This is a genomic window from Sphingobacterium sp. R2 (genome assembly GCF_040760075.1).
Taxonomy (GTDB): Bacteria; Bacteroidota; Bacteroidia; order Sphingobacteriales; family Sphingobacteriaceae; genus Sphingobacterium.
In genome coordinates this window covers 3,434,680-3,458,047 of the sequence record NZ_CP142884.1, presented here as the reverse complement: position 1 = coordinate 3,458,047, position 23,368 = coordinate 3,434,680, and the positions used below count along the sequence as shown (strand labels likewise).

At 41.8% G+C, this 23,368-nt stretch carries 20 protein-coding genes; 7 read left to right on the top strand and 13 right to left on the bottom strand.

Annotated features, from left to right (window positions below):
• Positions 1–172 precede the first annotated feature (172 nt).
• The 5 genes from VXM68_RS14230 to VXM68_RS14210 all read left to right on the top strand — a co-directional run bounded on the left by VXM68_RS14230 (position 173) and on the right by VXM68_RS14210 (position 2,991).
• A complete protein-coding gene (locus VXM68_RS14230; protein ID WP_367209092.1) occupies positions 173–898 on the top strand; it encodes a hypothetical protein in 726 nt (241 codons plus the stop codon).
• A 256-nt stretch (positions 899–1,154) separates the two neighbouring features.
• Positions 1,155–1,640, top strand: a complete 486-nt coding sequence (locus VXM68_RS14225; RefSeq protein WP_367209090.1) for a hypothetical protein — start codon at positions 1,155–1,157, stop codon at positions 1,638–1,640.
• Between the two features lie 122 nt (positions 1,641–1,762).
• A complete protein-coding gene (locus VXM68_RS14220; RefSeq protein WP_367209089.1) occupies positions 1,763–2,116 on the top strand; it encodes a hypothetical protein in 354 nt (117 codons plus the stop codon).
• Between the two features lie 4 nt (positions 2,117–2,120).
• On the top strand, positions 2,121–2,474 hold the full coding sequence (locus VXM68_RS14215) for a hypothetical protein (protein ID WP_367209088.1): 354 nt from the start codon (positions 2,121–2,123) through the stop codon (positions 2,472–2,474).
• Positions 2,475–2,520: 46 nt separating this feature from the next.
• On the top strand, positions 2,521–2,991 hold the full coding sequence (locus VXM68_RS14210) for a hypothetical protein (RefSeq protein WP_367209087.1): 471 nt from the start codon (positions 2,521–2,523) through the stop codon (positions 2,989–2,991).
• Between the two features lie 364 nt (positions 2,992–3,355).
• Here VXM68_RS14210 and VXM68_RS14205 read toward each other — a convergent pair whose 3' ends face one another.
• Together VXM68_RS14205 and VXM68_RS14200 are read right to left on the bottom strand one after the other, a co-directional pair.
• A complete protein-coding gene (locus VXM68_RS14205) occupies positions 3,356–3,781 on the bottom strand; it encodes a hypothetical protein (RefSeq protein WP_367209086.1) in 426 nt (141 codons plus the stop codon).
• Between the two features lie 123 nt (positions 3,782–3,904).
• Positions 3,905–4,645 carry an SDR family oxidoreductase gene (locus VXM68_RS14200; protein WP_209575300.1) on the bottom strand — a complete coding sequence of 247 codons (741 nt, stop codon included), beginning with the start codon at positions 4,643–4,645 and terminating at the stop codon, positions 3,905–3,907.
• A 186-nt stretch (positions 4,646–4,831) separates the two neighbouring features.
• On the opposite strand from VXM68_RS14200, the gene VXM68_RS14195 reads away from it, so the two are divergent.
• Both VXM68_RS14195 and VXM68_RS14190 read left to right on the top strand, forming a co-directional pair.
• On the top strand, positions 4,832–5,131 hold the full coding sequence (locus VXM68_RS14195; RefSeq protein ID WP_070566721.1) for a transposase: 300 nt from the start codon (positions 4,832–4,834) through the stop codon (positions 5,129–5,131).
• Positions 5,131–6,009 (top strand): IS3 family transposase, encoded by an 879-nt coding sequence (locus tag VXM68_RS14190; protein WP_367211302.1) that lies wholly within the window; start codon positions 5,131–5,133, stop codon positions 6,007–6,009. The genes VXM68_RS14195 and VXM68_RS14190 overlap by 1 nt, the downstream gene beginning before the upstream one ends.
• 91 nt (positions 6,010–6,100) lie before the next feature.
• On the opposite strand, the gene VXM68_RS14185 is transcribed toward VXM68_RS14190, so the two are convergent.
• From VXM68_RS14185 to VXM68_RS14135, 11 genes are all read right to left on the bottom strand, one after another.
• Positions 6,101–6,589: a transcriptional regulator gene (locus VXM68_RS14185; RefSeq protein WP_367209085.1), complete on the bottom strand. Its 489-nt coding sequence runs from the start codon at positions 6,587–6,589 to the stop codon at positions 6,101–6,103.
• A gap of 78 nt (positions 6,590–6,667) precedes the next feature.
• Positions 6,668–9,604 (bottom strand): DNA polymerase III subunit alpha, encoded by a 2,937-nt coding sequence (locus VXM68_RS14180; RefSeq protein WP_367209084.1) that lies wholly within the window; start codon positions 9,602–9,604, stop codon positions 6,668–6,670.
• On the bottom strand, positions 9,585–10,766 hold the full coding sequence (gene dinB / locus VXM68_RS14175) for a DNA polymerase IV (protein WP_293952325.1): 1,182 nt from the start codon (positions 10,764–10,766) through the stop codon (positions 9,585–9,587). The genes VXM68_RS14180 and dinB overlap by 20 nt, the downstream gene beginning before the upstream one ends.
• 262 nt (positions 10,767–11,028) lie before the next feature.
• Positions 11,029–12,243 (bottom strand): TCR/Tet family MFS transporter, encoded by a 1,215-nt coding sequence (locus VXM68_RS14170; protein ID WP_367209083.1) that lies wholly within the window; start codon positions 12,241–12,243, stop codon positions 11,029–11,031.
• A gap of 114 nt (positions 12,244–12,357) precedes the next feature.
• Complete coding sequence (locus tag VXM68_RS14165) at positions 12,358–13,257, bottom strand: AraC family transcriptional regulator (RefSeq protein ID WP_312364708.1); 900 nt, start codon at positions 13,255–13,257, stop codon at positions 12,358–12,360.
• A gap of 293 nt (positions 13,258–13,550) precedes the next feature.
• A complete protein-coding gene (locus VXM68_RS14160; RefSeq protein WP_367209082.1) occupies positions 13,551–14,660 on the bottom strand; it encodes a thioredoxin-like domain-containing protein in 1,110 nt (369 codons plus the stop codon).
• Positions 14,661–14,682: 22 nt separating this feature from the next.
• Positions 14,683–16,224 carry a PKD-like family lipoprotein gene (locus VXM68_RS14155; RefSeq protein WP_367209081.1) on the bottom strand — a complete coding sequence of 514 codons (1,542 nt, stop codon included), beginning with the start codon at positions 16,222–16,224 and terminating at the stop codon, positions 14,683–14,685.
• Positions 16,225–16,276: 52 nt separating this feature from the next.
• Positions 16,277–17,131, bottom strand: coding sequence for a DUF4843 domain-containing protein (locus tag VXM68_RS14150; RefSeq protein WP_312365602.1), 855 nt, complete (start codon positions 17,129–17,131; stop codon positions 16,277–16,279).
• Positions 17,132–17,145: 14 nt separating this feature from the next.
• Positions 17,146–18,618 (bottom strand): RagB/SusD family nutrient uptake outer membrane protein, encoded by a 1,473-nt coding sequence (locus VXM68_RS14145; protein WP_367209080.1) that lies wholly within the window; start codon positions 18,616–18,618, stop codon positions 17,146–17,148.
• An 18-nt stretch (positions 18,619–18,636) separates the two neighbouring features.
• Positions 18,637–21,954, bottom strand: a complete 3,318-nt coding sequence (locus VXM68_RS14140; protein ID WP_367209079.1) for a SusC/RagA family TonB-linked outer membrane protein — start codon at positions 21,952–21,954, stop codon at positions 18,637–18,639.
• Positions 21,955–22,150: 196 nt separating this feature from the next.
• Entirely contained in the window at positions 22,151–23,308 is a 1,158-nt protein-coding gene (locus VXM68_RS14135) for a FecR family protein (protein ID WP_367209078.1), read from the bottom strand.
• Between the last annotated feature and the right edge of the window lie 60 nt (positions 23,309–23,368).

Genomic DNA, 23,368 nt, shown 5'->3' with positions numbered 1-23,368 from the left:
ATTTAAACCGTAAACGACTATTTACTGCGAAAATCAGTAATCTTTCGAAGAATTTAAAAAGGTTAAAAATACAAAATGTTAAGATCAAGTCTACAACAGATAATTTCCTGCCACAGCTACAGTTAATTAAACTTATATTCGAGTAATAATTAGTTTAACCTCCTTTAAGTTTATGAATTTACTAAAAATAGGAATATCAAATTTCTTCATAATTAGGACAATCTCAACTATCTTCCTTTTTGCAACTATAAAATTGGAAGCAGTGTCTCAAAGTCAATTTAAGGATCAGGGAAAAGGCAAAATTGTACTTAAATGGTATTTAACGCCACTCGACAACCCTCAGGTTAACGAATTATATTTGCAATATGTATATTATATAAAGAGTAACTTAGTATTGCAGAAAGATACAATATATAATGAAAATATCATTAAAGACAATTCAATCAATAATGGGGAATTAAAAGTCAAAATTAGTAAACCAGATTATATTATAAATCTAACTAAAAAACTTGTAAGAAGTGATTTAAAAGAAGCCCCCAATAAGATGAAAGATGTCGCTCTTTTAAATTTCGGCCCTGAATTGTTTTATAAAGCGTTGATATCTCCTCCTGTTGTAACTCAGATTGATACAACATCTCATGTTACAACATTTACTATCGCCGGTTTAGAATGCTTTAAAGGAAGTGCAAATTTAATGAAGTCAAATTTCGAGTTTTTTTATACAAAATCAAGAACGAACGTATTATCTCCCCTAAAAAGTTTCATTCCCAATTTTCCCTTCCAAATTCTTAGGATTAAGATTCCGCTCGACAATAATCCGAATGCTATATCGGACTTTATTGTTGAAAGCATTTGTGCGGAAATTCCTAAAAATATTGAAGATTTAATTAAATGGTAAATGATCATTATTCACATAACTAAATTAAAATGAGAAAGAAATAGATTACAGACAGCAATTTCGCTCTCCCTTTTAATGGTGTGTAAAAAGAACGAAAAATTAGATCCTGAACGCGATTATGTTACCTGAGCTTAGCCAATAACATTAGCATGGCCTAAACAACTTCAACAAACCACGAAATAATTGGGCAATTTATAAAAAAAAGGATTAAATTGGACTTTAACTTATACCATTGAAACTTATTATCATTAAATTTATGAAATGTATTTTTTTAATTATCTTCTGTTTTATCTCATTTATAGGATATTCTCAGAAGAATTCTCTAGCTATAGGTGCAAATAGTGACTTATTACTCGAATCGCCTGCCTATGATTTGTATTATGGTTTTCAAGCTAAATATGGTCTTAAGAACAGAAATTATATTTTAGGGAATGTTGGATACAGTACGGCAAACATTACATTTATTGGTGCTGATTATGGTTACGATCTGATCAATTTTAGCAATATTTTCAAAGCTTACACAAATGCAGGGGTTGGGGCAGAATTTTACAGCGAGAAATGGAAGCAGTCTGGAACGAGGGTTAAGGAAACTTACATACCATTAAACGTTCAAATTGGTATGGAACTCGCTATTGCAAAAAAACTGCAGATTTATGCTGGCTATAAAGCGAAATACTATATTGATGAAGACGTGTTTGATCCCAATTATTTGAATTTTGGCGTACGATATAAATTAAGGTAGAAGTCAGTGATCTACTAAACTGGAAGCTTGCTCCTGCAGATATTCCAATTGCCAAGGAGTTGATTAAAAGAGTTAAGGACTGGAAATAGTAAAGAATTTTAGGGCTAACCGCAGAAAAGATTATGGATAAGAAACTAGGTCTTAAAATAAAAGTCAATGGCAATCTAGTCACAAAGGCCGGATTGGACACAGATGATTATGTATTAATTGGCAATGTAACCCTTACGGAGCGAAATAACGGAAGTAAAGACCTTACACTTAATGTAAGTGGAATGGATGGTGAGCAGAACGACGATCTCTATTGGTACGGAACCGAACTTAAAGCGGGTGATGCAATTACTTTTGAAGTGATTGAAGCTCCTTTTGACGAACCCAAAATGAGAACCAAAAGTGCTATAGACCAGGAAGTCATGATAAAAAACAAACTGGAAAAATACTATCATCTGAAAGAAAGACTAAAAGACCACATCAAATAAGTCTATGGACAATTTAGGTATCAATATCAAAATAAACGGCGAACAGATTACAAAAGCAGGATTTAACAAGGCTCACTACGTATTGCATGCGATGGCTACTTTTGCACGTAGAGGAGGCAGCAATGACGCATTTGGTTTCCAGATTGGCGGCCTAGATTCGGATGCAGAAAGTCATGTTGATTGGCTAAAAACCACACTTCATCTGGGAGACATAGTCACTTTGGAAATTGTAAAGGGCCCATTTGACCCTTCGGAGCCTCACCAACCTCCAGTTATTTCGGAAAAGGACCAGCTAAAGCATGAGTTAGCGTTATTCTATCGTTTGGAAGAAGAATTGAAAGATCATATTAAGGAATAGAACCCTACATCAAACTGCAGTGAGACATTTAGAATAACAAAGCACGATGAAACCCTTTTTATTAATAGTAATTGCCATTATCTTCAATTTTACAGCTGGTTACGCTCAGAAAGATCCTGAGCTTAGAGCTGCATTGTCTAAAATAAGCGCAACCTCGACTCTTAACAACACACTTGCCACTTTAAACTTAACCTCGCCAAGGCTGATTAAAGCAATGGGCGGAAAAGAAAATGCCTTAAAGCTTTTTAAGAAAAGTATCGCAGCAATACATAAAGATAACGTTAAAATAGATTCGGTAATCAACTATACCGATAGGGAAATTACCAAAGTAAAAAATATGGAGTACTGCTTCTTTCCACAATTGATTATATTCGGAATACCAGACAGTACAAAAAAAATGATTAGTTACTCGACTTTGATGGCAATCAAAGAACCAGCTGTCAAAGGTTGGACTTTTTTGGATTACAGTGGGCTGAGTGACGAAAAACTAAACTTTGGAAGGGGAGTTATTAGATGAACTGGTCGTATGTTTTTAAGCATTGGGGAACTACAATATTAATAACACCAATCATCCTTTCAACTTATATGGGGTTTGAGAACCAAGAAGTATTCAATGATATGTGGCTTTTCCCTTGGATATTGATAGGCGGAATCGTATTATCTCTCCCTACATTAATAGTATATATATTACTATTCTATCTATTGAATCGCTACGAGATTAGTGTCAAAAGGGTAAAGGCGATTTTAATTTCACTTACCATTATGGGTATTTTTACCACCTGCTATATTTTATCAAAAACGTGGAGCTTAGGAATTGTATTATCCTACGGCGTTATCGCTGTAGTTTCCGGAATGTTATTTAGGCTTAAAAAAAAGATAATTTAGATATCTCCCTCAGCTTTATCAGCCTGCAGATGATTTCGCAACAGATCATACTTATAACTATAATCTGATTCGATTTCTGTGAACATTTTGTTGAATAGTATCATTATTTGTTCCACGTCCTCATCGGTAAGATCGAGAATGGGAGTTCCACCTGGCTGATAAAGTGGATAATTTTTGATGTTGCCACATCCCTTCATAAAGTCTTCCGTAAACACGCAGAAAGCGCCCGCGGGCTGTATGTTTTTAGACCTCCAGTTGTACGGAGTCTGCGGATTGGCGAACATCAACATGTTCTGCCTTATGTAGTAGTTGTGATCGGCATATTCAACGATATGAGGCCTTCGGATCAAGGCGACTATATAATAATCTTTGCGGCTGTAGGACATAGGAAATGCAGGTGCAGGACCGGTATAGTCCTGCATCTTAAACACATGGAAGTGCCCTGTTTTCTTAAAAGTTTCACTGGGTAGTATGCCTAACTCTTCTCTATAAAAATTTTACAGCGATTCATTTTCGTTCTTCATTGTAAAATTAAAATCTCAGGATTATGCCATCGCACCATTCGCGCCTATGATTTGCCCGGAAACCCATTTGGAATCCTCGCTCACCATATTGACGATGAAGTTAGCGATATCTTCAGGCTGTCCCAATCTTCCAAAAGCACTGCTGGCTGCTAATCTTGCCACTCCCTCTTCGGATTTTCCATCCAGAAAAAGTTCCGTCTCGGTAGGTCCCGGTGCGACCGCATTCACATTAATACCACGGCTGCCCATTTCTTTCGCAAAGATTCTGGTAAACTGTTCCACAGCCCCTTTTGTTGCACAATAAGTACCGTAACCAGGAAAAAGTGTACGGGTAACTGTAGAAGTTAGGTTGACAATGCTTCCGCCATCGTGCAATTTCGTAGCCGCCTGACGGAGGGTGTTAAAAACGCCTTTCACATTAATGTTAAACATCTGATCAAAATCTTCGGTCGACGTTTGCGCGATAGGTTTAGTCATCATAATGCCAGCATTATTGATGAGTATGTCCAATTTACCGAAAGCTGCAATGGCTTCATTAAAAAGATTTTCCACTTCGGCTTCTTTGCTTACATCTGCTTTTAAAGCAATCGCTTCGGCACCGCTGGATTTAATTTTCTCAACAATTTCGTCTGCAGCATTTTTGCTTCCATTATAATTCACGATCACTTTTGCTCCGTTTTCTGCCAAGGCTATTGCGGTAACGGCTCCGATTCCTCTGGATGATCCTGTTACTAAGGCGACTTTTCCATTTAGTCTTTTCATAATATTTCTCTTAATATCCATGCAAAGGTAACTTTAATTAAATTTAGAAAATAGGCGAATTCAAACAGTAGTGGGTAAGAATCAAGCAGCTCTCAAGTTTAGCATACTTTTAAGTTCAGCAAGTGGAGTTGCTAACTTAGTCGGCAGATCAAGTTAAGAACAATAAAATATCTTAATTTTGAAATAATGATTAAAGTCCGTAAAAAGTACGATCGCATTTTTAAAGAGCGAGCAGTTGAATTAAGTAAAAACAGGAAAAATCTTTCTGAGCTAGCTCGTGAGTTGGGAATCTCTGCTGCCCAATTATATAAGTGGCGTAAAGAGTCAGAAGAGTTTGGATCAGGAAGTTTCCCTGGGAATGGAAATATGAAGCAAACGCCAGAACAAGAGCGGATTAGTTTCTTGGAAAAAAAACTTAAAGACTCAGAACTGGAACTAGAAATACTAAAAAAGGCCATAGGCATCTTTTCCAAGAGCGATCGGTAATATATAGTTTTATCAAGCAACATCAGGGGCTATATTCGATTGAAAAGATGTGTAAAGTTATGGGCGTTGGATCTAGAAGCTATTATGCTTGGCAAAAACGGTCCCAACAGACAAAAAGCAGGAAATGTAGCAATCTGGAGGACAAGATAAAGGCTATTTATTTCGATAAGAAACAACGGTATGGCAGTCCTAGAATAACTGCGGAGCTGTTGGATGATGGAATTAAAGTTTCTAGAAATACAGTCGCTAAGTATATGAAAAATATGGGGCTACGGAGTAAAATAGGCAAGAAATTTAAAGCTACAACCGATTCAAAACACGCACATAAAATAATGGACAATGTATTAGACCGAAATTTCAAAGCTTCAGAGCCTTCAAAAGTCTGGGTACCTGATATTACTTACATCCATACCAAAGAAGGTTTTTTATATCTAACCACCATTCTGGATTTATATGACCGCAAATGTATTGGTTGGAATATCAGTGATGCGATGAAAACTGAAGAAACTTCATTGGCAGCTTGGAAAATGGCAATTAAGCACCGTAAACTGTCTCCTGGTCTAATTTTTCATTCGGACCGTAGCGTACAATATGCATGTGAAAAATTTAGTAACACGTTAGATTCCTATAAAATCGTAACAAGAAGTATGAGTAGAAAAGGTAATTGCTGGGATAATGCAGTAGCAGAAAGCTTCTTCAAAACGCTAAAATCCGAGCAGATTTACGGTAATAAGTTGATTACCAAGGATCAGATGAAAGCAGAATTATTCGAATACATAGAAATCTGGTATAATCGAGAACGTCGTCACTCCACATTGGGAAATCTTACAATTGAGCAATTTAATAACAAAGAGCAAAAAATTAAAAAAGCTGCTTAACTAGCACTGCCGATTTTATTTGCAAGTCCAGTTAATAGTGTATCTCTTAATAGGTGATTAACAGTATTATAATATAACATAATTATTTGCGCTAATGTTTATGCAACAACATTGGAGCTGTTGTTGGTTCAGATAAAGCCTGCTGAACTTGCTCCTTGCCATAAAACCTTAGTATCTCATTTTTCTCTTCTTGATTTCCCCTTTCGAAAATACGATGAATTACGGCTTTAGCCTGTTTTTCCCAATCTATTTTATTGACATCAGTGTCCCAAAAAAGAACTTTTCGCAAAGTAGTCAAATCTGGCTTGTTTATACTTCCAAGGTTTATTTTAGCATTTTTTATTTCATAAAAAGTTTGTAACAACGCAAAAGTCCCTTCTTCAATTCCTAGTGCATGGTCAACTTTCAATGATAAAGGTACTGGAATGCCGCGTTTACCTTTTATGATTGCATTGAATATTTGTCTTTGTGTATCTATAGAGCGGGCAAATGGACTTGGCTTAATCGCACGCCTTTTAAGCTCTCTTTCTAAGATAAGCCCTGGATGAATTCCTTTAAAACGTTCCATACTTTTTTCCATAATACAAATGTAATCAAAATTGATTACACACTTACAGCTACACATAAAAATTCTTTAATGATATGACTCAGAAGTTCATTATTCACTCCGCGGATCGGGCTTTAGCGGCATCTTGGCACAGCGTATCACCTCGATAGATGGACAGCCATATTCGACAACAACTTTACCTTCGATCAAATAGATTCCTGCACCAAGGAGCGGATATTTCACCAGTGTTTGTGGAAAGTGTACCGTATCAAAAAAGCGTCCCTCGGCATCGAGGAAAGTGCCGAATTTCATCAGGTCGCCGCGCTTGGTCTTGACAAATTTTTCACAGACAAAGTCCCCCACTATCCGTATTATTTTACCTTCATGCAGATGGAGTTCCCGGGCCGGCATATCGCCACGGTAATCGCTTTTGGCAAGATCAAAAAGGGTTCCTGTGACGCAAAAGCCGATCAGCTCCATCTCGTCGTAATAATCCTCCAGGATATCTTCTTCCAAAGGTGGCAGTATAGGCTTGCGACTCTCGGTCTCAAACAGTGCTATACCCGCTGCCACAGGCTTATGCTTGCTCATCATCAGATGTGCCGCCCACAGCAGTTGCTTTTTGCCCGTCCCCGTAAAGCGCAAGGCTCCAACGCGGATCAGGATAACGACCTGCTCAATACCGGTCTGCGTCCGTTTAACAAAGTTCTCCAGACTCGTATACGTGCCATTGGCTTCGCGCTCCTCAATAATGCGATGGGCCAGTTTACCTTCCAAATTGAGCAGGCAGTCAAAACCGAGGTAAATATCTTTACCCCGAATGGAGGTATTAAATACCGACTGATTGACACAGGGCAGGCAGATATTGCCACCTGAAATTCGGGCCTCATTGACATAGACCTTACGGTTGTAAAAGCCACCATAATTGTTGAGAACCGCAACCATAAACTCCAAAGGATAGTAGGTCTTGAGGAAAAGACTCTGATAACTCTCTACTGCAAAGGATGCTGAATGCGCCTTGTTGAAGGAATAGCCCGCAAAACTTTCCATCTGCCGCCAGATCTCGCGGGTAGTTTTTTCGGGGTACCCCTTGGCCTTACAGTTGGAAAAGAATTTATCCTCAATTTCGATTAGGTGATCTTTGCTCCGGTATTTGCCCGACATCATACGCCGCAGCACATCGGCATCGGCCATATCAAGTCCACCATAGGCATTGGCAATTTTCATTACATCTTCCTGATAGACCATTACGCCATAGGTCTCTTCGAGCTGCTCTTTAAATACAGGGTGTGGATAGACGACCGTCGTGGGGTCGTGATGCCGACGGATGTACTCGCTCATCATGCCCGAACTGGCCACACCTGGCCGAATAATGGATGAGGCAGCCACCAAAGTCAGGTAATCATCGCAACGCAGCTTGGTGAGCAGCTGCCGCATGGCCGGACTCTCGATATAGAAACAGCCGATGGTATTGGCCGATTTTAATTGCGCTGCAATATGGGCATCCTGAAAGAAACGCTTGGGATTGTCGGTATCGATGACGACCCCCAAGTTTTCCCGCACAATGGTACGGCAATCTTTGATATGGCCGATGCCGCGCTGCGAAAGGATATCAAACTTCTCGAAGCCGATATCTTCGGCCACATACATATCAAATTGCACAGTCGGCAGCCCTTTTGGCGGATTGTCCATCGCCGAATAACAGGTCAATGGTTCCTCGGAGATGAGCACGCCGCTGGCATGGATGGTGCGCTGGTTGGGAAAGTCGGCCATGCGGTTGTAAACGCTCAGAATGGTATTGGTCACCTCATTCTTGTTGAGCATATGCTCGGGCTCATGCACCAAGCGGTCGATCTCGGCCTTGGGTAGTCCATACACTTTACCCAGCTCGCGCAAGATACTCCGCGAACGAAACGTACTCATAGCGCCCATAAGTGCGGTATGGCCTGTCTGATAACGATTAAAAATAAAATCATAAATCTCATCACGTTCGTTCCAGCTGAAATCGATATCAAAGTCTGGCGGACTCTTGCGCTTGGGGTTAAGAAAACGCTCAAAAGGTAGGTTGAGCGCAATGGGATCAACATCGGTTATCCCCAGGCAATAAGCCACTGCAGAATTGGCTCCCGATCCACGGCCTACATAGTGAAAATTGCGCCCTCGTGCATAGCGGCAGATCTCGTCGGTGATGAGGAAATAACTGGAGAAACGCAAGTTTTCGATAATCTCAAGCTCGCGCTGAATGCGTTCGGTGGCCACCCGGTCCTGACGACCATAGCGCCTGGAGAAGCCATCTATGCAGTACTTGTGCAGGAGTTGCTTATCGTTGTAGCGATTGCCCGTAAAGGTTGCTTTATTCTTGACGCTGGTAAAATCAAAACTGAAAGAACACTGGCCCAGTATGCGGTTTGTATTGGCGAGCAGCTGCGGCAGATCCGAAAATAACCGCATCAGCTTAACCCGGGGGATAAATACCTCGTCCTCGGCTGCAGTCTGATCCGGGCTCAGTTGCGAAATCAGCAGGTTGTTGTCAATGGCCCTTAATTGCCGATGTAAGGTATAGTCGGCCTTACGAAAACTCACTGGTGCCAGGATAACACAGCGGTCAAGCACCTTTCGGTCCATCAACTGGACACGTGTACGCTCAATGGGTCTGATGCCGATGTATTCGTAGTCCTTTAGCGGAAAAGCATTGAGTTTGCTAAGGGGATAGATGACAAAGACCTGTTCGAATTCGGGTGCACGCTCGGGTACAGCACGGTTTTCCATATTAAGCTTGGTCCGATAGTCATTGATCTCCCGAAAGCCCTGTTCGTTCTTGGCGATGGCGACGAAACAAAATTGATCGTCGTGGCGAAACTCCATGCCGGCGAGCAGGTTCAATCCGGCGGCCCGCCCCAGCTTAATAAAGTCAAGCGAACCGGAACTGTTATTGATATCGGTAAGTACGGCGGTATCATAACCGCCAGCAAGCATGCCCGAGATAAGATCCTGCGGACTGAGCGTGCCAAAGCGCAGGCTATAGTAACTATGTAGATTTAAGAGCATGATCCCCTCCTTTCTCCGGCAGCGGCGCACAGATGGCCTTCATCAGAAATTCGGCGCCATAGCGTTTTCGGATCTTGTCCATGGCCTGCATCAGATTGACCTCCTCGGCGCTATCGTCGAAGAGGTCGGTCTGATAGGATCCGTAAATTAAACCCGAGAACTTAATCCCGATAAGGCGTATCAGCATCCTGCGGCTATACAGTTTCTTGAAGAGTGAAAGCACCACATCGGTAAGCTTTCGATCCGAATTGGTATAACCGATCTGCAACTGCTGCGTGTGGGTATCAAAATTGCTATAACGGATCTTGAGGGTGACACAGCTAGTCAGCTTTTGCTCTTTGCGCAGATCAAAGGCCAGTGTATCGACCATACCGATCAGGGTGCGGCGGAGTACATCCATATCGATAGTATCCTGCAAAAAGGTGTTTTCTTTGGACATGGACTTTTGCTCCCGAAAAGGCAACACGAGTGAATCATCGAGCCCGTTGGCTTTGCGCCAGATATTGATTCCATTCTCACCAAGCACTTTCTGCATGGTGAACACCTCCATCTGCTGCAGGGTGCCGATCTTCGAAATTCCCATATTCCGGAGCAGCGTAAAGGACTTCTCGCCTACCATTGGGATTTTTCGGATGGATAGCGGTGCGAGGAAGCCTTTTTCGGTGCCATTCTGCACCTGCTTTTCGCCGCAGGGTTTGGCTGTACCGGTGGCAATCTTGGCGACGGTCTTATTCACAGAAAGACCAAAGCTAATGGGTAGCCCAGTCTCTCGGATAATGCGCTGGCGGAGCTCCTGTGTCCATTTCCAACAGCCAAAAAAGCGGTCCATACCGGAGACATCAAGGTAGTGTTCGTCTATACTGGCTTTTTCGACAATGGGCGTGTCTTCTTCGATGATCTGCGTGACGATACTGGAATAGTGACTATAGCGGTCGTGATCGCCCCGTACGACTACTGCGTCTGGACACATGCGCAGGGCCAGCCGCATGGGCATAGCCGAATGTACGCCAAACTTACGGGCTTCATAGGAACAAGAGGCTACTACCCCGCGGTCGCTGTTTCCTCCTATGAGCACGGGTACGCCGATGAGCTTGCTGTTCTCCAAGCGCTCGACAGATACAAAAAATGTATCAAGATCACAATGTATTATACTCCTTTCCATGTTTTTCAATTGTACCAAAAGCACTGCATTGTGCCTTTTGATTTTTGGCAGTTGACGCATTCAAAAATACTAATATTATTAGCAAACAACCAAGAAGGCACAATGGTTTAATTTTTATCACATTCATTGTCAGCATAATATTTTATATTACGATGTCAGCTTAAACAAGGTGGTGGCTTTTCTGTTTATCACAAAACAGAAGCTATGAACGAAAATAGACTCAGCTATTTGAAGGGTGAGGCATTTAATCTTTAGCGTCTTTTTAACGTTTTTGTCGAAAAGCAAAATATATGATAATTGCACTAATAAACATTAAAATGGATGCTAGAAAAAACGGAGCTCCTGAAAATTGAAATGGTGCTTTATCGTGAGTGAAATAATAAAATAAGTTTGTCATAATTGGAGGACCCAAAATAGCCGTAACACTCACTAAACTTGATAATGCCCCCTGCAGTTCACCTTGTTCATTTGCAGGAACATTTTTACTGATTATTGATTGAAGTGCCGGTCCGCAGATTCCACCTAAGGAATAAGGAACGAGAAAAACAAACATCATCCACTCTTGATTAGTAAATGCAAAAAGCATTAAACCTAATGCATAAAATAGCAACCCAAAATATACACTTTTATGTTCCCCTAATTTTGGCGTTGTCCACCTCATTAGAATGCCTTGTACTAAGCCAAGCAATAAGCCAAGCAAACCAAGCGATAGACCTACAGTTCTTTCCGTCCAATTAAATTTATACATAGTAAAAAAATGCCAATTGCTTTGTACAGCGTGGAGGGCAACATAGACCAAAATTAAAGCGATGACGAGATTTGATATTTTTGACTGTTTTCTCAAAAAATTAACTGTTCCAATGGGGGTTGCACGTTTCCAGCTAAATGACCGACGTTTATCCCTTTCTAAACTTTCCGGTAGTATAAGCAGGCCGTAAAGAAAATTGACCATGCATAATATAGCAGCGAAATAAAAAGGAACTCTCGCGCCATAATGGCCAAGCAAACCACCTATTACAGGACCTATAATAAACCCTAATCCAAAAGCTGCGCCGATTAAGCCGAAATTTTTAGTTCTGTCTTCATCGGTCGATATGTCAGCTATATATGCACTAGCTGTTGAAATACTAGCCCCAGTAAGACCGGCAATGATTCTTCCAAAAAACAACCACCCAATAGAAGGCGCTAGTGCTAAGAGTACGTAATCAATAGCAAATCCAAAAAGAGAAATTAAAATAATTGGGCGTCTCCCATACTTATCACTAAGATTACCCACTATAGGTGCAAATATAAATTGCGTAATGGCATACGCAAAACCAAGCCAACCTCCATATCTCGCAGCTTCACTTAGGTCATTATTGATAAGTTCTCCAATGAGTTTAGGAACTACGGGAAGTATAATTCCCCAACCTGTAATATCAATCAACAACGTTATAAAAATAAATCCAATAGCTGCTTTTTTACCTGTTTTTTTCATCCTGTAAAATTAAACAGCGATAAATAGCAGGTATTGACAATTTAATGGTGTTTACGTACAATCTGAAAGCTAATCATATGCTGTAAATAGTTCAGATAAAAAGGACATAAATTATTATTCGTTTCTATAGGTTTTTGGCGACACCCCCACTATTCTTTTAAAGTATCGGCAAAAGACACTCGTTTCTTCAAAATGAAGCTCGCTGCTAATTTCTTTAATTGATAAATTAGAAGATTTCAGTAGTGTTTTAGCATGTAGAATGGTGATATGATCAATCCACTGTAATACAGATTTTCCAGTTCTCTGTTTCAGGAAGGTGGAAAGATATTGTGGTGTTAAATGTAGCTTATTAGCATAAAACGCAACGCTTCTTTGTTGGTTTGCATGTTTTGAAATGAGTAGATAAAAATCGTCTATAATCTCATGTGTGCGGTTTTTAACCAAGCTTTTGTTACTCGGTAAAGAAGAATATACTTCAGAAATCATACTTATGAGAACCATAACAAGATGTCGAAGCATTTCCGTTTTATTATGGCTAGGTTTTTTATTATAGAAATTTTGTATAAGCGTCAATAAATCATTTTGCAACTTAATCTCTTCAGGTTGAAGTCTGATAACTGGCTGCCATCTCATTTGGTTGTTCATTACAAACTCACGTAAAATTGGAAATGCTGTAATAAAATCTAACGAAAGACCAATGGTTACAATTTGGGCATCGTCACTCAATGATTTTGTATCCATCATCAATTGCGGCTGTAAAACAGCAATATCCCCTGCGCTCATTTCATATTCTAAAAAATGAATCTGTGCTTTCATGGATCCTTGTATCAGAAATCCTAACAATAAACCATCAAATAGACGGCTATTATTTGTATATTCCTTTTTAGGATCATTTTGCTGATTGAGAATAACTATTCCTTCCGTCTTTTTTGAAGAATCAAGATTGTACAATTTATAGACATTATCCAAAGTTATCAATAGAGCCATTTGCAAATATCTAAAAATTGAAATCATATATTAAATTAATAAGGTACTAAATCATCAATATAAGGTAGTTCATCTCATTATCAATAATTTAAACATAGAACACTTCCTATATCAGTAAGAAAAAAGTTTGAAAAAAAACTGGAGCATTTAGAAGTAGAGCATTTGGACTAAATTTATAAAGCTACTTTAATAATCGTAGCTATTTTTAGGGGAGATTACAGGATATAAGAAAAAGAGCTTCCTTCCGTCTAACCGAAAGGAAGCTCTTTGTTTAATTTTCTGTCAGATAAATACACACCAGAAAACTGCCTATTGACAGGTTATTTTAAAAGACTTTGTACTTTATTGAAAAGTGTTTCACCCCGTAGGTTTGTTGCTACAATCTTCCCCTGGCTGTCAATTAGCACATTTTGGGGAATAGCCCGAACGCCATAGAGTGCTGCCGCTGGCTCTTTCCAACCTTTGAGGCTGGAAACATGGTACCAGGGCATGCCATCCTTGTTAATCGCCTCCGTCCATCGTGTCTTGTCATCGTCAAGCGAAACACTCAGCACGGTAAATCCTTGCTTTTTAAATGCTTCATAGGTATCCACAACATGCGGATTTTCTTTTCGGCAAGGCCCACACCAGCTGGCCCAAAAGTCTAGCAAGGTATACTTGTTTTTAACGATCACCTCTTTCAGACTCAGCTCCTGGCCGTCTGGTGTTGTCGATACAAAATCTTTATAAAGCTGCCCTGTCAGGATTCCTTTGGCCGCCGACAGGCGGTCGCCAAGATGCTTGCCCAAGGCACTATTTTTCACCTCAGTACTAAGTTTGTCGTAATAAGGATAGGTTGTCTCATAATTAACATTGCCACCTGCTACTTGATTTAAATGGTATAAGGAAACATAGGATCCGGGATTTTCTACAACAAACTGATGAACCACTTCCCGCTTAAATCGTGTGTATTGGTCCAAGCCCGCGAGAAGCTCGGTAACATACGCTTTTTTTTCCTCGCCCTCAGGCATATTTTTAAAACGCACAAATCCATCGATCACTTTGCGGTCGGCAGGTCTTAATTTCTGGGCCAGCTTTTCGTGTGCTTCAGTGAATGCTGTACCATATATTCGCGCATAACTCAACGAATCTTTTGTTTCGACATGGACTGTCCCCCCCGCAAGGAAAAGATCGATACGATCGCCGGATTCCATATTGTCCATAGATAAATGACCTAGCGTGGGATCGGTCAATTGGCCACGTAGGACAAAGGTACCACCTGTTACCAGCACACTATCGACGACTTTTACCGTGTCGCGTTGGTAATATAGTTTGACATACTTTCCATTGTTGGCTTTCCCTATTTTTCCTTTAACCCTAAACTGACTACTTTGCGAGAATGCGGAATAGGCTCCTAATAGCAGAGCAACTGCTGTGATAATTATTTTCATTTTTCTTGTATTTAAATAGTTTTTAATTGACTGCACGCCAATTAATCGATTGTATTTTGATGAGATCCGTCCAAGTGCTATTGTCCTGCAACTGCAATTCAACGATATTTGGGTTATTGCCCACTTTAAAGCGACGAAGAATACCTTTTTGATCCTTGTAGCTGGCGATATAGAGACTATTGGTCAAATGGTCGATCTGGGTATCAAACTTAATCATGGTAATCGCATCTGTTCCTAGTTCTGGAAAAGTATAAATCTTTTCGAAACCGGGATTATAATCATAGGCATAGAGCTTGCTGCCCACAAAATAGCATATAATACTGCGATTGGATGAAAAGGCATATCCTTCTGCTTTATCAAAATCCGTCGCAATGGATTTGACTGTATACGCATTCCGTTTTGCCGGATTCGTTCCATTTGCATAAAACTTGTAGATATGGTAACTGTTATCTTTGTCTTTCATCAAGGCAAATGAATTACCATTATTGGAGCCTCCATCAGTGTTCCGGGTATTTTCAGCATACACCAGTGTACGGCCCACGGGTTGATTCCAGGGGAATGCTTCACCGTCTTTATCTGCAAGTACCGTGGAGGTCGTTGACAATCCGATACTGGTATAATTTAGGAAGCGCTGATAACGGGTGTCATACCACATGACATTGTTCATACTATTGATAGGGTATAGTAAATAGGGCGCCGCGGGAATCAATTCTTCCGGGGCGGCCGCTACCCTATTCACAGGATTGTTGTAAAAGTCACCCGCCATCAATAGGGGTATGTTTGCAAAAACATCGCCGCGCTGGGTTACCAAGGCACGATAAAGGGTACTACCGATATCACCAGTAGCTGTCCGTATCTGCGGTGCAATAACGACGGGATTTAGCGTTTCGGGATCGATATGATCGGACATAAATACGTAACGTCCCAGATGATTGTCTGAGGTAGCAGTCATGGATGCCCGGTCTAAAAAATATGACCCTTCACGTGTCATCGCCCACAATCTGACATATGCACTCGAGCCGCCGGTATGTACCATCCCCAGTGGTCCGCGAAGACGTGGCAAGCCTGATCTGGATAGCACGTGCCTGACATGGACGGTATCGCTCTGCATGGACAGCATTTCTGCCTCAGCATAGCCTTCAGGGTCCTCTCCCATGATTAAAATTCCTCTGGAATAAGGTGAGACGACCTTGAGCTTGACATTGCTTGCCCAGGAGACACCGGTCATTTTGTCAAGCACCCGGTAAAAAATAGCATATTCCCCTGGCGCTAATAGAACTGGATAGTTGATATCTTTTACGTTGCTGAGGGTATCAAAAACTTTATTGTCAATTCTGAGAATCCAATTATACGTATAACGGGTGAGATCATTGCCGTCCATAGAAGCCGTAATGTTAGGGGTTATACTTAAGGTATCAAGTCCCGTCCGTAAAGTATATTCTTCGTTGATATCTTTGATGGTCAATTCGTTTATTTCCTGGTAATCGTAATTACCAAGGTCTTTGCTGCAGGCTCCTAGGATAAATAGGAAGACTGCGCCCATGATTAACTGATAGGTTTTCATTTCAAAATAACTTGTTTATTCCTACTGATTTTGCTCTTCTTTTGATTTTATCTTATCCGCCCGGGACCCACGGAACGCCCAAATATGAGGTCCAGGGTACCGTGCCCATCCACATCAACCGGCCATCATCTTCGAGGACAGGCTTTCCTTCATTATAGCGGTTAACCAGAACCTTTGTCGCATCGCTGGCGATAAGCATCATCCTGGCCATTGGCATAGTCTCCGCGGTGCCAAAGTCTTCATATTTGAGTCCTAAATATTCCGCCAAAAATTCCATTTTACGCCTGGAGAAAACACCGAACAATCCTGACTCCCTATTTCCGGCTTGCAAGGAACCGGACCAGACAGCGGGCTGCACCATTACATCATTGATATGCAAAGAATGCAGTGTAGCATCAAATTGTGGCACCACAGTACCTGAATTTAAAGATGGGATAGAATGCCATTCGGGGAAGGAAAGTGCAAAGTCTTTGGTGGCTACAAGTTTTAAGCCCAGGGTTACGGGTTTTTCTTCGAGATCGGCTGTGCGCTTAAGCCGCACACTGACTTGCGCCGAAACAGCACCGGCAGGCAGAATATATTGGTCCTTCAAAGCCTCGTAATGCTGCCCCAAAATCGCGGTAGTGGAGTCTGGATTGACCTCCACCCGATAAATCCGATCATACGTCTTGCTAGGGCCTGTGATCATCACCTGAACTGGAAAATCAATTTCGTCGGCACTCATGCGTACAAAGTCTATATCGGTAAAGGGCTGATAGGGCCATAGATTTGGAAGATACTCATTTGTACCATGGCGCATCGCGAAATAGACGCCTTCCTTACCTTCATAGGACATGATTTCTTTTTTGCAGGCCGTAAATAGTACAAACAGCTGAAAAAACAGGATATAAAAGGTTGTTCTTTTCATAATTGTATACCTAATTAATAACGTTGTGAGGTTTCACTGTCCGGTAGCGGAACAGTGTAATTCGTAAGTACCATGGTCTTCTCGGGACTGATATTGAGTGTGGAAGAATTGGGTAAAGCCTGCATGGCATTCCTTTTATAATAAAAAAACTGCTGTCCTTCACCCAACATTTCACGTCTGAATTCTTTGGTGATTTCGGTTTTCAGTGCCGTCTGATCGACGGGTGCAAGCGAAACGCAGTTGCGTGCGGTGCGCAGGCTGTTGAAATAGGCCGTCGCCTTGGCCAGTTCGGGCGAACATTCTGCCGCAATCAGCAACACCTCGGACAGTCTGATAAGCGGGATCATATAGCGCCCGGGCCCATCGATCACATCGGCATATTTCATATTGGTCGTCGCGGTGGTCGTACCATTGGAAGCACTTTGCCAAATCCGACGACGGAAATCATTGTTATCATCATAAATGGCTCTTACGCGTGTATCGTTGACATCGCCGTTGGAAAAAGAAAGTTTGTTATTTGATTGCAGGCTGACATCAAATAATCTATTGTACATCTCCTTTCTATTAATATTGTATAAGGAGAACATCACTTCGGTCGAAAACATCCGGTCTGGCTTGTCAACACTTACAGCACTTGCAAAGGTGACAAAGGGGAAAGTCATTTTATCAGCCGATTGTACTTCGGTCAAAAGCTCTTCGGCATATTTTAATGCTGCTGTCCGATTGCCCATCCAAAGGTATGTTCTTGCCAATAATGCCTTTACAGCATAGTAATTGAGCCTATACTGCCGATAATAGAGATCATTCTCTCCTGTCGGGCTACCTTGATTACGCACACCTTCTGTCCGTATCGGATCACTGTCCTGCAACAATAAAAGAGCTGCTTCAAGATCTGCAACAACATGGCCGGTAAATTCTTCGGATCCAAGTAAGGGTGCGATGTCATAACTGATTTTGTCGATGTAGGGTAATGCTGGCTTGTACTTGCTGTCTTCGGAATAGATCGGCCCAAACAAGCGGAGCATATCGAGGTGGATCATCGCCCGCAACGCCAGTGCCTCGCCTTTGATGATTCCAAAGTAGGGCTGCGGCAGGATCTCAGTCGGAGTATTCCCACATTTGTCCAGAATAACGTTGCAGTTGGCGATAAGCTCATAGGCTTTTTTCCAAATCTGCTCGAAGCCAGATTTGACACTCGCTTCTGTATAAACAAAGTTGTTATACTTGTCAAACACATGTGTAGAGCCATTGATGTAGTAATATTGTGCCAGGACGTCTATAATTCCCGTGCTCATATGCTGTCCGTAAAGATCCGTACTGGCCATTTCGACGTAGACGCCGTTGATCGCTTTCATAAAGCCGGCCCGATTGACAAACAGCTGTTCCTCTCCCAGCCTATCGGCAGGCTTGACATCAATCCATTTGCTGCACGAGCTTGCTACAAGGGTGAGACATGAAATCAGGATAATGTACTTTAGTATTTTCATTTTTTAGATCTTTAATTATTAAAACCGAATGCCAGCCGAAAATGAGACTGACCGTGCGAAGGGATAATCTATTCCGCGTTCATTTGTTATGGTCGAAAGATGAAAGATATCATTCATATAAGCCCTAAAAGTTACCGAAGAGGCGCGGATCGATCTTAACCAACCAGCGGTAGTAGTCTCGTAGCCAACCGAAAATGCCTCACCGACGAGCATATTGTTATCCGCAACAAACCGCGATGAAATGGGTGTCTGGTCTGTATTGGAAATCGCTTTGAATTTTGCCTCATCTCCCGGTTGCTTCCAGCGGTCGTACAATGCCCGTTTATCCTGATTAAGTGCGACATCCCTTGCCGAAATATTTTCTACCTTTTCAAAAAGTGTCTGCATAAATGATTGTCCACCCCATCTGTAGCGCAAGTTAACCGAAGCCGAAAAACCCTTGTAGTAGAAGCTGGTACCTAATATTCCTTCGAGGTCGGGATCGCTGTTTCCCACAACGACTTCATCGCTGTAATCATGCACAAAAGTCTGTTGGTCATTCTTATTTAGGAAGACCTCCCGTCCGGTCGCGGGATCGATACCCAAAGACCGCACGGCCCAAAGGTCAGATGGACTGCCTCCGTCATAATAGCGGATGAGATTACGGCTTTTATTGGCCTCGTTAAAATTGTTGAGCTGATTGCCAATATTTTGATATTCTGCTTTTAGCTGTCGCATATTTAGGTTGACACGCCAGTTGAATTGCTCTCGTCGAAGCAATGTGTAATCTCCAGCTATTGTAAAACCATGGGTAACCTGTGCGCCCATATTTTTAGCCACTGTATTTACACCTGTAGAGGTGGGTAATGAAACAAGCACCAATAAGGGATCTGTACTCTTTACAAAATAATCGAGATTGAGGCGAAGTCGGCTTTTAAATGTCGTAAGATCCAGGCCTAAATTGCGGTCCAACGTTGTCTGCCAGCGTAGTCCGCTATTGCCCATATTGCTGATAATTGTACTCGCCCCAAAGGGATTACGGTTTTCATTATTATAACGGTAAACACGCATCGATATATAATCGTCGAAATTCTGATTACCGGGATTACCAATCGTAGCTCTCAAACGCAATTGATCAATCCAATGAAACTGGTTGAAAAAGCTTTCGTTATGTGCGTTCCAGGCTAAACCTAAAGACCATATGGTCGAAAGCTGACGTTCGGATCCAAATACCGAAGAACCGTCAGATCTTAAGGTCGCATCCAACAGATAGCGTTTATCGTAAGAATAGCCCATATTCATAAAGAAGCTAGCACCACGCCGCTTGGATTGCGTGTAGTCCGCACGTTGTCCTTCGGGATAGCCTAAAGCGAAATTTGGGTTTGAGAACTCATCATCAATAAACCCTCGGACCTGATAACTACTACGTTTGTTAGTGGCCTGCTCCATTCGTGCTCCCAGTACCGCATTGAGCATATGTTTGTCTGCGAAGAGCTTCCCATAGGTGAGACTAAAATCGCCGTCATAATTCACATTCTTACCATTGTTTTCCTGATAGGATCCTTTTTGCAATTGGTCTGTACCCACGAATTCCACATTGAAGGGCGAGCGGAATATTTCATCGTGCAAATTTAAACTGCGCAGACCAAAACGCCCTCTTGCCCGCAACTCGGGCAACATGCGCCACTCGATCTCAAAATTATTGGTAAAACCCTCGGATCCCTGTGTATTTATGTTCAAATTGTTGAGGTCGTAAAAAGGGCTATAAATTGGATCATAACCGGAGCGACTCGCGCTAAAGTCTTCCAATACCATTTTGAGATTTCCATTTTCATCGTATTTGCGATGATAGGGATTGGCCCTCGAAAATGTGGAAAAAGGAGAAACTTCCTTATTCGCCACTACATGGTCAATACTCAATGAATTGGTAAATGATAAATCTCCTTTTCGATACAAGAGACGAATATTGCCGTTAGTTGTCTTTCGGTCTGAAGCTTTCATGACGCCGTTGACAATACCATGGTTAACAGAAACGCTATACCGTAAGCTTTGGTCGCCACCTTCTGCAAAAAGTGTATGCCGTTGATTAACCGCAGTGCGCAAGGGTTCGTTTGCCCAATAGGTATTGACACCGCGGCGCACTTCTCTTAAGCGCTCTAAATAATTAGCTTCACTGACGGGATTAGCCCCTAATATAATCTGCCCTTTGTCATCGAGCATGCCATAGAAGCCAGACAACAACTCAAATTGTAATTTTTCTTCAGCATTCATGAGGTTGTAGTCAGTGAGGTCTGCAAAGCTAACGCTACCATTGAGTGTATAGTTGATCCGTAGCTGTCCGGGTATAGGGCGTTTTGTTTCAACCACCACCACCCCATTGGCGGCTTTAGAGCCGTAAATGGCCGACGCGGCGGCATCCTTGAGTAAAGTGATGCTTTCGACACGATCCATACTGAGATCCGCTATCACGGCCAACGTACTCTCAAAACCGTCTAAAATAAAAAGTGGCTGATTGGGGTTGGAACTGTATTCGTCAGTGATGCCAATCACACTGCTTTTGCCCCTAATCTCGATATCGGGTAAGCGATTCGGATCAGATCCAAACTGGTTATTATCCACAATGGCGAAAGAGGGATCCAAGGTTTTAAGGCTCTGCAATACATTCTGATTACCCACCATCTTCAATTCCTTGGCTGTATAAGTGGAGGAAGAGCCGGTAAAACTTTCCTTGTTACGTTGGTAGATCCCTGTAACAACAACATCTTTGATTTCAGTAGCAGCAGCGGGTTCAAGTTTTACGTCAAGAAACTTTTGACCGCTGTAAACAACTTCTTTAGGTTTCATACCGAGGTGACGGAATAGTATAATAAGGTTTTCGTCTTGTAGGCTTGTAGCAAGCAACTGAAACAGCCCTTCTGCATCGGTGGTCGTTACCCTATTTGTTCCCTTTATCTGTACAGTGACACGCTCAATGCGCTCACCTGACTCGGCATGGATAACTCTTCCGGTAATGCGTTGCTGTTGAGTAAAAATTTCAGCGGACTGGATTTTCGGATTGTTTTTTTCTGAATTAAAAAAAGAAATCGTTCGATCTTCTACCTGATACGTTACAGGCTGATTGCGCGTCACTATGCTGAGAAAATGATCCAGTTCCATATTTTTGACGTCTATCGTAAGAGGCACAGTACTGCTTAGGGCATGCTTGGTACTGAAAATGCTATAGCCCGTTTGCTGGCGAATGGCTTGAATCACTGTCTCCAGGGAAACATTACGGCCTTTGAAGGTAATTTGTTGTGAATAACTTTTAGCACTCACAGCGCATATTCCAGTCAATAGTAAGAATAGTGTAATTCTCATCACTTTTAATAAGTAATTTTTATTCATTAAATTTACGTGGGTTTGGTTAGTGCAAAATCTGCTAATTAAGTTGGTTTGGTTTTGGTGCAACCGATAATCAAAGGAAAGGATGGCCGTCCTTTCCTTCTTTTATTCGGCTCTCTTTCTGGTCAATAGGTCTGTCTCATCATCATCGTAGTTTAGGTAAATAGTTTTTTTAATAAATAATAAGCTCTCGCTTGTGGATATCCAGTTGGTAACGAACATCTGCGGCATCCAGCAACCGCAGTACAAGGTTAATTTTTTCATTGCGATAGGCATCCCCCACCAATTCGACGTTTGGTATCTTGCCGTTATACTTAATCGTTAAATCATACCAACGACCTATTTCAGCCATTGTTTCTTCAAAGGATTTACCGTCAAAATTAAATTTGCCCTCCTTCCAGGCAATCTCCATCTGCGCATCTAAAGTTTTTATTTTTGTCAGATTTCCGCGGGTGCTGGCCTGCTGTCCCGGTTTCAGAATAATTCTTTGGTCAGCTACATGGATATTGACTTTGCCTTCCAACAAGGTTGTTTTTGCAAATGCCTGCGTGGAGTATCCGTTGACATTGAATTGTGTACCGAGGACCTCTACGGTCTGCCTTTGGGTCTTTACGAAAAAAGGAATACGCTGTCCTTTCGTGCTGAACTGCCCTTTTACCATAAAAAATGCTTCTCCATCTAGCGCCACTTCTCTTTCAGTAGATGCGAACTTTGCGGGATAACGTAATCGTGAATCGGAGTTTAACCAGACCTGTGTACCGTCTGATAAGGTAATGTGATAGACGCCACCTTTGGGAACATACAATTGCAAATCGCTCATCTTATCCAGATCGACATTACTCGCTAAGCTTCTTCCGTCTGCATAATGAATCGCACCATCCACAACAATTCCGTCTTGTGCAGTATCTAGCACGACCTTTTGCCCGTCCGCTAAAAGGAGAACTGCCCGGGGCCCACCGGGCAAAATAGTATCTGAGGAGGACTGTACTGCAAAATCCGGAGATTTCACGTGCTTATTTCTGTTAATTCCAAACCAGGCCAACAATGAAAGTATCAACAACACGGCTACAGAAGCAGCCCAAAGTTTCGCCTGCATCCTATAAACATTGGTTTTAACTGCTGGCTGATCGATCCTGATCTTGGTGAGTAGACCGCTCAGCATACGCTCTCGGACCTGTTCCTTTTGCAAAGGCTCATCAGTAACGATGGTCACCTCCTCGTCCGAATAACTGTTGTACCATTCCGTGAGTTCGGCCAATTCCTGCGGAGAAATTATACCCGTCTGAAATTTGACTATTAAATCTTCTATATAATTAAGATCGTTATGCATGAATTAAAAATTGGTAGTAAGGGTGTTTCCTATCTAAATAGACAGTAAAAAAGATGGGTA

What these genes read in the sequence shown, in the direction of transcription:
- VXM68_RS14230 (WP_367209092.1), top strand. Translation starts at nt 173, where the DNA reads ATGAATTTACTAAAAATAGGAATATCAAATTTCTTCATAATTAGGACA.
- VXM68_RS14225 (WP_367209090.1), top strand. Translation starts at nt 1,155, where the DNA reads ATGAAATGTATTTTTTTAATTATCTTCTGTTTTATCTCATTTATAGGA.
- VXM68_RS14220 (WP_367209089.1), top strand. Translation starts at nt 1,763, where the DNA reads ATGGATAAGAAACTAGGTCTTAAAATAAAAGTCAATGGCAATCTAGTC.
- VXM68_RS14215 (WP_367209088.1), top strand. Translation starts at nt 2,121, where the DNA reads ATGGACAATTTAGGTATCAATATCAAAATAAACGGCGAACAGATTACA.
- VXM68_RS14210 (WP_367209087.1), top strand. Translation starts at nt 2,521, where the DNA reads ATGAAACCCTTTTTATTAATAGTAATTGCCATTATCTTCAATTTTACA.
- VXM68_RS14205 (WP_367209086.1), bottom strand. Translation starts at nt 3,781, where the DNA reads ATGCAGGACTATACCGGTCCTGCACCTGCATTTCCTATGTCCTACAGC.
- VXM68_RS14200 (WP_209575300.1), bottom strand. Translation starts at nt 4,645, where the DNA reads ATGAAAAGACTAAATGGAAAAGTCGCCTTAGTAACAGGATCATCCAGA.
- VXM68_RS14195 (WP_070566721.1), top strand. Translation starts at nt 4,832, where the DNA reads ATGATTAAAGTCCGTAAAAAGTACGATCGCATTTTTAAAGAGCGAGCA.
- VXM68_RS14185 (WP_367209085.1), bottom strand. Translation starts at nt 6,589, where the DNA reads ATGGAAAAAAGTATGGAACGTTTTAAAGGAATTCATCCAGGGCTTATC.
- VXM68_RS14180 (WP_367209084.1), bottom strand. Translation starts at nt 9,604, where the DNA reads ATGCTCTTAAATCTACATAGTTACTATAGCCTGCGCTTTGGCACGCTC.
- dinB (WP_293952325.1), bottom strand. Translation starts at nt 10,766, where the DNA reads ATGGAAAGGAGTATAATACATTGTGATCTTGATACATTTTTTGTATCT.
- VXM68_RS14170 (WP_367209083.1), bottom strand. Translation starts at nt 12,243, where the DNA reads ATGAAAAAAACAGGTAAAAAAGCAGCTATTGGATTTATTTTTATAACG.
- VXM68_RS14165 (WP_312364708.1), bottom strand. Translation starts at nt 13,257, where the DNA reads ATGATTTCAATTTTTAGATATTTGCAAATGGCTCTATTGATAACTTTG.
- VXM68_RS14160 (WP_367209082.1), bottom strand. Translation starts at nt 14,660, where the DNA reads ATGAAAATAATTATCACAGCAGTTGCTCTGCTATTAGGAGCCTATTCC.
- VXM68_RS14155 (WP_367209081.1), bottom strand. Translation starts at nt 16,224, where the DNA reads ATGAAAACCTATCAGTTAATCATGGGCGCAGTCTTCCTATTTATCCTA.
- VXM68_RS14150 (WP_312365602.1), bottom strand. Translation starts at nt 17,131, where the DNA reads ATGAAAAGAACAACCTTTTATATCCTGTTTTTTCAGCTGTTTGTACTA.
- VXM68_RS14145 (WP_367209080.1), bottom strand. Translation starts at nt 18,618, where the DNA reads ATGAAAATACTAAAGTACATTATCCTGATTTCATGTCTCACCCTTGTA.
- VXM68_RS14140 (WP_367209079.1), bottom strand. Translation starts at nt 21,954, where the DNA reads ATGAGAATTACACTATTCTTACTATTGACTGGAATATGCGCTGTGAGT.
- VXM68_RS14135 (WP_367209078.1), bottom strand. Translation starts at nt 23,308, where the DNA reads ATGCATAACGATCTTAATTATATAGAAGATTTAATAGTCAAATTTCAG.